Here is a 9,660-nt window from a genome sequence, read left to right as displayed (position 1 = left end):
GGAACCAGACGACGGCGACAGTGAACGAACCACACAGATCATAGATCATACATCTTAGATCATACATCTTAGATCATAGATCATAGATCCTACAGTTCTGCCTTGCGCCCATTGATAGCCGCAATAAACACATCCGTTTCTACCAGGCTGCGGTCGATGCAGTTCACTTCATATTCCTGGTCGAGCAGGGCCATGTCGTTGAAGCCTTCGAGGCGCTGGGTAAGGGCGTTGAGCCTGGCTACTTTGCTGCTGCGTTTGGCGAGGTACTCGTTTTTAAGGTCGCCATCGGGGTAGGTGGCTATCATGGCGTCGAGGCCGTTGATCTCCAGCTGTACTTCGGCTATCTGTGTAGTTACCTGCGGGGCGGTTACTTCGGCGGCGGTGTGCCTGCGCACCAGCTGCACCCTCTTTACATTGAGGTCTTCTTTTTCGAGGGTGAGCTCTGCGAGTTTCTGGTCGCAGGCTTCGATGGTTTCCAGTTTCAATAATGAGTAATTCATGTTAGTTGTTTTTTTGATTAAAAAAATAAAATTCCGTTTCCGCAAAGGTTCGCGTGGCCTTTGCGGGGTGGGCAGGGGGTTAATTACTCCCCGGTGCCCAGGTATTGTGATATCACATTTGCTTTGGCCAAAAGCAAATCTCTTTGCAGCTGCAGGCGGAGTTTTTTATCTGCATGGCAGCCGCTTAATTTCCTTTTTATATCGTTGCTTCCCCAGTTCAGAAAAGCAGTATCTACTTTTTGTTGTTGCAACACGTCTATCAACTCGCCCCTCTTTTGCGTACAGGCAGATAAAACTTCCTGTTCTTGTTGCAGCCTGATCAATTGTGCATGGGTGGCCGTCAATTGAGAACGGGTGATTATCAGTTCATCTTTCAGTTCACTCAGTAGCATAGAACTTTGGCGCTCTGCTGCCCCGGTAATATGTAACTGCGGTTGCCGATCGTTCTTTCCGGCATCTACTTGCTGCACCAATTCGAGCAGGCGTATACCTACATCAATAGGTATCGGCCGCACTCCTTTTTCGGCCAGTTTAATCTGGCTTCGGGTAGTACTCAACATGGTAGCTGCTTCCTGTTGACTCAACCCGAAGCGTTGCCTGAAACTTTTTAAAACGTCTATCTGTATCATGCTATCAGCTTTTTGTACCGGCCCTGTTTTTTAAATGAATGGTTGGTACGTTTTGTACCAGCCCCCTATCTTTTTTATTAATCCGGTACATTTTGTACCGGGACATTGTATTTTCTACTCCCCTGGTACAATTTGTACCTACCCTCCTTTTTTTACGAAGGGTGGGTACATTCTTTTTTATGCCCTTCTGTTTAAAGCAATGAATAAACGTCTTAGAGTATTCACCCATTTTGGCAAAAACGTTGCAGAAAAAGGCGACTTTTTTCCCACACTGAAATTCCCCCCATATACTATTGCCACTTTTTGATAAAAACGTTTCAAATACCATCAACTTTTTTTTAAAAAGATTTTTCAATAATTAATTCATTTGTTGACTACCAGGATTTTTTTTTGATACCCGGGAACAAAGCAAAACAAAAGTTCAAAGCCAGACCAGTTGGCCAACCGGTTGGTCAACCCCCAACAGTTTTGATACTGAATAGCTTATGGGCAAAAAAATTTTTATTTTTTTTCTCTACCCCGGTTAAGGGGCCAGGTACGCTTTCTGATCACAAAACAACTACTTTATCCGGTGCGAGTCTAGTGCGGAGGGTGACAGCACCTACCCTGAAAGTCAATAGCAGTGCGGAAATTTTAATAAAAAAAAGTTGGCCGGGAAGGGGGAGGGTTGAAGGTTGAAAGTTGAAGGTTGAAGGTGGAGGGTTGATGGGGAGGTTGAAGGTGAGGGCTTCTTCTTCCTAACGTCGTTGGTCTGGAGACCAGACGACGGCGGCATCGATCATAGATCATAGATCATAGATCAGCTCAAACTTCATAAACACCGGCACATGGTCCGATACCCTGCGGGCGTCCTGCAGGCTTTCCATCGATTCATAAAACTTCCACACACCGGCGTTGAGCAGTTTCACTTTACTGGTATCGTAAAAGATATTGTCTAATTCGGAGGCAAGGCAGTCATCGTTGATGCACTGCTGGCGCAGCGATGTTTTTTGATGGGTGAGTACGGGGGCATACCCCATTTTTTTGAGGGGGTTAAAAACGGTATGGGTTTGCGGACAATTAAAATCGCCGCAGAAGATGAGGTTGAGGTTGGGATATTGGGCAGGCAGAAATTTGAAATATTTGATCTCCGTTTCGGGTTGTTTCGATTTGGTGATGGCATGAAAAGCAGCGAGGGTAAATTCTTTGCCGGCAAAATTGAAAGTAGCGTAATAGGGTTCACGGTCTATCAGCTGGCTGTACTGCTGCTCCAGCCAGGCATTGCCTACCAGCTTTACGCGGTGCTTCTTCCATACAAAAGCATAGCGCTCGGTTTTGTAACTGCTGCTGATGGTGGGGTCGCTGATGCGGTAGTCCCATTGTGTCCCGGTCTGGCTGAGGGCTTCCGCCAGTCTTGCTATGGCCTGTGCCCCACCCGGCCCCGCTACCACTTCCATGATGCAGGCTATGTCGGCACCCCTGATGGTATGGGCAATGACACCGATCGTAGAATCGGATTTCGATTTTCCTATGTTCTCGATGTTCCACGAAACGATTGTAAGGTGTTGGGAATACGATGGGCTGCCCGCGAAAAGGAACAGGAATGCGATGATTAGTTTCACGGGCAGGTTTTTGAGGGTGAAAGACCACTGACGACTGACCACAGACCGCAGACGACAGACGACAGACGACTGACGCGGAGGACGTAAGCGACGATGGAGGAAAAATGATCTATTTATTTTACAATTGGTTAATTACAATAACTATGATCCACATATACCTTTTTGCCTTTGGCATTGATATAATAACATCCACCCCTTGGGCCTAACGTGTAGCCACTGGTGCCGGAGGTTTTGCTTTTGCCATAGCCCTTCCACTTGCTGGTGGAAGTGGTGGTGGAAGAAGTGGAGGTATTAACCGCATCTGTATTATCTGTTGCGTCTGTATTATCGGTCGCTACTGTATTGTCAACCGGCGTGGAAGGAGTAGCTGCAGCATATACAGGAGTAGTATCTACCGGCACCGATACCAATGAGGGGGTAGTATCTATGGCCACCGCGGCTACTTTTGGTGTGGTATCCGCCTTCACCGTAATGGTAGTATCCGCTGTATTTTTTGCTACACCGGGTTGTTTATCTTCTGCAGGAACCGCTTTGGCAAATACACCGATGGATAACCACGCGGCTACAATTATGGAATACCGTAAAGTGGAATTCATCGCTTTGCCGGAGGCTTTTTCGAGCAGGCTGCGGGTAACCGGCATACATACCAATGCGCCAACAATAAGCGCCAGTGCGCCTAAGTAAGACCGATCAGATAACATACCGGCGGCGCAAATGAACATGGCTGCTGCGCAAATATATTGCAGGGCAGCGCTGGTTTTAGGAGAAAGTTTCATTTAGATAGAAGGATTAAAAGTAAAAAGGGTTTTGCCAAGGGGAATAACGAAAGGGGGCGATATTTTATTGTTTTGTGCAGAACAGATGGCAAAGCAGCCTTTACTTCTCTGGCGCCAGTGTTCCGAAGGATCACTGGCGCCAGAGAAGTGATACAAACGCCCGGAGGTTGAAGAAAAACCTCCGGGGTTTTGCCCTAACCCCGGAGCGTTTTTATAGCACAAACGCCCGGTGGTTGAAGAAAAACCTCCGGGGGTTTTGCCCTAACCCCGGAGCGTTTTTATAGCACAAACGCCCGGTGGTTGAAGAAAACCTCCGGGGTTTTTTAATGTACATGCCTCCGCTTGATCACCCCGCCAGCTGCTTCTTTGATGGTGCTGGCAAAAATAAATGCCGCCGGGTCCACTTCATAGACCAGGTTTTTCAGCTTGCGCAATTCGAGGCGGGTGATCACGGTGAAGATGATATCTACATCGGCACTCACATCAAATTTTCCGGGTAGGAAACCACGTTCGCCTTTGTACACCGTGATGCCCCTTCCGAGATTATTTACCAGCTCGTATTTGATCACTTCGCTTTTGCCGGAGATGATCGTTACGCCGGTAAATGCCTGTATACCTTCCACCACATAATCGATGCAGCGGGTAGCGCAGAAATAAGTAAGTACGGAATACAAAGCTGTTTCGATGCCGAATGAAAACGCCGCGATGCTGAAGATGAGGATATTGATGCCGAGGATAATTTCGGTAATGGTGAACGACGTGCGTTTGAGTGTATACAATGCCAGCACTTCAATGCCGTCGAGTGCTGCGCCGCCCCGCATCACCAGCCCGATGCCGGTGCCGAGGAAGACGCCGCCGAAGATGGAGATGAGTAATTTATCGTGCGTGAGCGAATATCCGGGAAGAAATACCAGGCACGCTCCCAATAATATCACGCTGAGAAATGTGCGGAAGGCGAATTTTTTGCCCACGGTATAAGAACTGATGATGATCAGGGGAAGGTTCAGGATGATGATCACCGCGGCGAGATTGAAATGATAGAGCTCATGCAACAGCAGCGAGATACCGGTGATACCACCATCGAAAAAGTGATTGGGCACCAGAAAATATTTGAGCGCAAACCCCGCCATTAATACCCCTACCGCTACAAAGAAAAAATCGGAGATCATGTCTGATTCTTTTTTCTTGCGCTCATGTGGCATGGTGGCCGCAATGCGCTGCTGCAGATCTTTCAGGTTCTCCAGTTTTTTATCGTTCCTGTTGTTAACGGCCGTTTCGGTAAAATAATGATGCAGCGATAAAAAACTGGCTTGCCTGAGCGCCCATTCGGTGGGGTTCTTCACGATACCATTGCGTTTGAATTCCGCATATAATTTTTCGGCCCGTTCTTCATAATCATCGCCGCCGAGGTAATAGAGATCGGCATCGCACAGCATCTTGCTGAGATGGTCTTTGGCGCTTTGCGGCAGTTTGGTGCAAAGGATCATCGTGCAGATACGTTCTACCTGGTCGTTAGTGTAGCCATATTCCGGTAAATATTTGCGGGCGATATTACACGACAGCTCTTCATGATTTTTATGGTTCTGCAAAAAACCGGCATCATGAAACAAGGCCGCGGTCTTCAGCAACGTCAGTTCATCCCCGGTAACATTTTCCCCCACAGCCAGTTCTTCTGCTGCCGCAATCACCTGTTTGGTATGCCCCACATCGTGATAAGTGATGAAAGAGGGAAGGCCGGTTTCTAATTTGTTGATGAGGAAAGAGTATACTTCTTCGTATCTCATGAATTAATAATTAATAATTAATAGTTGATAATGTATAATGTAGTATGTTCGGATAAGTTAATGCCTTCGGCGGAATGAATTATTAATTATTAATTATTCATTATTAATTAATCACCTCGTATAGCAAGACCTCTTGCGCCTTATTCTTCAACGTCACCATCCCGAGTTCCTTGCATTGAAAAGAGCCTTTCACTTTCTCATAACAGTCTGCTGAAATCACTATCTGGCTTGCTTTTGCGGCACTCTGTAATCGTTGTGCGGTATTTACCGTATCGCCGATCACGGTATAATCGAGCCGCTTCAGGGTAGCCGAGCCGATATTGCCGGAGATCATTTCGCCGCTGTTGACCCCTATGGCCACTTTGGGTAAGAATTGATGATCGGAAGGCATGGCATCAATTGTTTTTTTGATGGCCAGACTGGCATCGATGGCCCTGTCGAGATGATAATCCCCTTTAAAAACCGCCATGATACAATCGCCGATAAATTTATCCACGATGCCGCCCTGTGCGATGATCTCTTTCACCATCACATCAAAATACTGGTTGAGCATTTTCACCACCACATCCGGCGATTCTTTTTCACTGATGGAAGTGAAGCTGCAAATATCGATGAAAGCTACCGATGCTTCAATGGTCTCATTGTCCGTGAGAGAAGATTCGTATTCCCTTGTACCCATGAAATTGAGTACGTTTTCATCCACGTACATTTTGAGAATATTATTTTCTTTGATGGCTTTCAAAGTTTCTTTTGCCTGGCGTACCTGCACGATGGTTTTTTCCATCGTGAGCTCAAGGTCTTCAAAGTTTACGGGTTTGGTCACAAAATCAAAAGCGCCACGGTTCATCGCTACGCGGATGTTATCCATATCGCCGTAGGCCGATACCATCACGGTTTTGATCAACGGGTTGCCGGTACTCAGGCGGGTGAGCAACGTAAGCCCGTCCATTTCAGGCATATTGATGTCACTCAGCACGATCTCCACATCCGGGTTTTGTGATATTTTTTCCAATGCTTCATTGCCATTGGCCGCGAATACAAATTCATATTCCTGCTCCCTTATTTTACGGCGAAATTTCTGCCTGATAAGCACTTCCAGATCCGCTTCGTCATCCGCTACTAATATCTTGGTCATTGAGAAATAGGTTTAAGTTTTTCTTTCAATAAATTAAAATCCACCGGCTTGGTCAGGAAATCATCTGCCCCCAGTTGCTTGGCCATGTTGTAATTTTCTGCATCCCCATACGCGGTGATCATCATCACGATCGGTGGTGGCTTTAAATATTTTTGTTTGATATGCCCGAGCAATTCCAACCCACTCATACCCGGCATGTTGATGTCGGACAAAATGAGTACTGCTTCCTGCTCATGTTCGTTCAGGTATTTGATGGCGTCTTCGCCGGAAAAAGCAAAATCAAATTGCATTTCCCCACTCTTTATTTCTTTGCGAAAACGTTGCTGAAACAACACCTGCACATCCTGCTCATCATCTACAACTAAAATTTTCATTGCTTTTGTTTTTATTCGGGTAAAGTGATAGTAAATGTGGTACCGGCCCCTTCGTTTGTTTTTACGCTCAATGTACCGCCATGGCCTTTGGTAACGATATCATTGCTCATGCTCAGGCCCAGGCCTGTTCCCTGTCCTGTAGGCTTGGTGGTAAAGAATGGCTGGAATATCTTGTCCAGCGTCGATCGTGGAATACCGCCACCATTGTCACTTACACTGATCTGTATTTCTTTGCCTGCGGTACGTAAGGTTTTAATAGTTACGGTTGGTTCGTACTCAGGCAAACCTCCGGGTTTTCCTTCTAACCCCGGAGCGTTTGATTGATTCAAACTCCCGGAGGTTGAAAGAAAACCTCCGGGGTTTTTACGTTCATTCACTGCATAGAATGCATTTGTGAGCAAATTCAGAATAACTCTTCCGATGTCCTGCGGGATGACATTCACTTTGCCGATGGTTTCATCAAACTCTGTCTTCATCGTGGCGTTAAACGATTTGTCTTTCGCCCTCAATCCGTGATATGCCAGGCGAAGGTATTCATCGGCCAGCTGGTTGATATCCGTGGGTTCTTTTATGGCGTTGCTGCTTCTGGAATGTTGCAGCATCCCTTTCACGATGGCATCGGCACGTTTGCCGTGATGCGTGATCTTTTCTTCATTCTCTGTGATGTCTTTTGCCAGCGCTTCCACTTCCTCATAATCTTTACCGGCGATGGCTTCATTCATTTCGGCCAGCAATTCTTTATTGATCTCCGAAAAATTATTCACAAAGTTCAGCGGGTTTTGTATCTCGTGTGCAATGCCCGCCGTGAGTTCACCCAGCGAAGCCATTTTTTCAGAATGTATCAGTTGGGTCTGTGTTGCCTGCAGTTGGTCGAGCGTAGCTTTCAGTTCTTCATTTTTCTTCGAAAGATCGGCGGTACGTTCAGCCACCAGCCGTTCGAGTTCCTCATTCTTTTGTTTCCACTCGTTGATGCCAAAAGTATCTTCGTCGCTTTGTACGTTTTCTGGTTTGGACGCATGCCAGTAGAATAGTTTCCATTTTCCATCTTCAAATCTCAGCATGCCGGAAGAGCGCATATCAAACGAGGTCTCCTGTCCATCGCTTATAATAATGCGGGCAATGATCTCGTGAGTTACAATAGCCATCGTATCCTGGGAATAATATTGCCGGTCCACCTCTTTTGTAGTAAAGCTTACTTCCATCCCTGCACTTTGCTCCTTCTGTCGGTCGATGAGCTGCTGCAGATCCTGAAGGGTATCGATCATTTCATCTTTCGTAGTCCCGATGATGTACAATTTTTCTGAAAAATACTCCTTCAGGTCCTGGGTTGGTTCCAATGCAAAACCTATCCGCAGAATTTTCTGGTATGTCTCGTTCAATAAATTTTCCCGTTCTGCTGTCATCTTCCGTGTTATTTTGGCAAAGAAATGATAAAGGTGGTGCCTTTGTTCTCTTCTGTTTCCACGCTCATTTTTCCTCCATGCCCTTTTACAATAATATCATAACTCAGCGACAACCCCAAACCGGTGCCTTTGCCGGTAGGTTTGGTGGTAAAAAATGGTTGAAAGATCTTTTCCTTAATATCAGCGGGAATGCCGCCGCCATTGTCGGATACGGTGATCAGGACACCCCCTCCGCCCCCTGAAGGGGGAACCAGGCAAGTTTTTACGGTAACAGTTGGTTCGTACAAATCCAAACGCCCGGAGGTTGAATTAAAACCTCCGGGGTTTTCCGCTAACCCCGGAGCGTTTGACTCGAATGAACTCCCGGAGGTTGAAACCAAACCTCCGGGGTTTGCTTTACGTTCGTTTACCGCGTAAAACGCATTTGTCAGCAGGTTCATCACCACCCTTCCCACATCCTGCGGAACGATACTGACCAGGCCGATAGTTGGATCAAAATCCGTTTTCAATGTGGCGTTAAAACTTTTATCTTTTGCCCTCAAGCCATGATAACTCAACCGCAAATATTCATCGCACAGGGCGTTGATATCCGTCGGTTCCTTTTTACCATCGCTGCTGCGGCTGTGCTGCAACATTCCTTTTACGATCGCGTCGGCGCGTTTGCCATGATGGTTTATTTTCTCAAGATTCTGGCGGATATCTGCGGCGATGGCTTTCGCTTCTTCAAAATCTCCCTTGTTCAGTTCCTCCACCATCTCAGCGATCAGCTCGTTGCTCACTTCACTGAAGTTGTTCACGAAGTTCAACGGGTTCTGAATCTCATGTGCAATACCGGCGGTCAGTTCACCGAGGCTGGCCATTTTTTCCGACTGCACCAGTTGCTCCTGCGTAGATTGCAGCTCATGGATCGTCTGCTCCAATTCTTCTTTCTGTCGTGTTATTTCCGCGGTACGTTCCTGCACCTGCACTTCCAGTTCTGCTTTCAGCTTTTGCGTGACCTGGATTTCTTTTTCTCTTTCCTCGGCCTTCAGCCTTGCTTTTTCGAGCGCCTTCCTCTGGCGGTTATTACTGACCAGCATCGTGATCATCCAGATAAGAGCGCCCAACTCGGCTATCTCAAAATAGTCGTCCCACTTTTTGTAAAACGGCCGGTTGATCAATTGTATCACATCTTCCAGCAAGTTGATCCCAAGGATGGGTAAAAAAGCAAACAAGGTTGGCTTTACAGAACGGAATTCCTTGTATTTGAATACTGCATAATACTGTGCGCCCAGCACTGCATATGCCAGCCAGTTAATGATAGTGCGGGATGGCGAATAAATAGTATGGACCACTATCAGTACTGCCGTAAAGATGGTTCCACTCAGTAGAATACGCCCCCACTCCCGCTGTTTGCCTTCTTTGATGGCGGTTTTACGCAGTATATTAAAAATGATAAATATAAATATCGCTTGCATT

The 9,660-nt window shown here is 46.6% G+C and carries 9 protein-coding genes; all 9 read right to left on the bottom strand.

Translation table 11 applies throughout. From position 1 onward, the window contains the following. Positions 1 to 89 precede the first annotated feature (89 nt). Positions 90 to 500: a hypothetical protein gene (locus tag EGI32_RS06780; protein WP_255154629.1), complete on the bottom strand. Its 411-nt coding sequence runs from the start codon at positions 498 to 500 to the stop codon at positions 90 to 92. Positions 501 to 583: 83 nt separating this feature from the next. Further along, on the bottom strand, positions 584 to 1,129 hold the full coding sequence (locus EGI32_RS06775; RefSeq protein WP_255154628.1) for a helix-turn-helix transcriptional regulator: 546 nt from the start codon (positions 1,127 to 1,129) through the stop codon (positions 584 to 586). A 785-nt stretch (positions 1,130 to 1,914) separates the two neighbouring features. Beyond that, on the bottom strand, positions 1,915 to 2,730 hold the full coding sequence (locus EGI32_RS06770; RefSeq protein ID WP_255154627.1) for an endonuclease/exonuclease/phosphatase family protein: 816 nt from the start codon (positions 2,728 to 2,730) through the stop codon (positions 1,915 to 1,917). A gap of 128 nt (positions 2,731 to 2,858) precedes the next feature. Next, entirely contained in the window at positions 2,859 to 3,506 is a 648-nt protein-coding gene (locus EGI32_RS06765) for a hypothetical protein (protein ID WP_255154626.1), read from the bottom strand. 323 nt (positions 3,507 to 3,829) lie between these two features. Further along, on the bottom strand, positions 3,830 to 5,290 hold the full coding sequence (locus EGI32_RS06760) for a YitT family protein (RefSeq protein ID WP_255154625.1): 1,461 nt from the start codon (positions 5,288 to 5,290) through the stop codon (positions 3,830 to 3,832). A gap of 103 nt (positions 5,291 to 5,393) precedes the next feature. Further along, on the bottom strand, positions 5,394 to 6,425 hold the full coding sequence (locus EGI32_RS06755) for an adenylate/guanylate cyclase domain-containing protein (RefSeq protein WP_255154624.1): 1,032 nt from the start codon (positions 6,423 to 6,425) through the stop codon (positions 5,394 to 5,396). After that, positions 6,422 to 6,799, bottom strand: a complete 378-nt coding sequence (locus EGI32_RS06750) for a response regulator (RefSeq protein ID WP_255154623.1) — start codon at positions 6,797 to 6,799, stop codon at positions 6,422 to 6,424. Before EGI32_RS06750 ends, EGI32_RS06755 begins: the two co-directional genes overlap by 4 nt. An 11-nt stretch (positions 6,800 to 6,810) precedes the next feature. Next, entirely contained in the window at positions 6,811 to 8,202 is a 1,392-nt protein-coding gene (locus tag EGI32_RS06745; protein ID WP_255154622.1) for an ATP-binding protein, read from the bottom strand. 8 nt (positions 8,203 to 8,210) lie between these two features. Next, a complete protein-coding gene (locus EGI32_RS06740; RefSeq protein WP_255154621.1) occupies positions 8,211 to 9,659 on the bottom strand; it encodes a sensor histidine kinase in 1,449 nt (482 codons plus the stop codon). Position 9,660 lies beyond the last annotated feature (1 nt).

This window comes from Ferruginibacter sp. HRS2-29 (assembly GCF_024343615.1).
Classification (GTDB): domain Bacteria; phylum Bacteroidota; class Bacteroidia; order Chitinophagales; family Chitinophagaceae; genus Ferruginibacter.
This window is presented reverse-complemented; position numbering and strand designations above follow the sequence as displayed.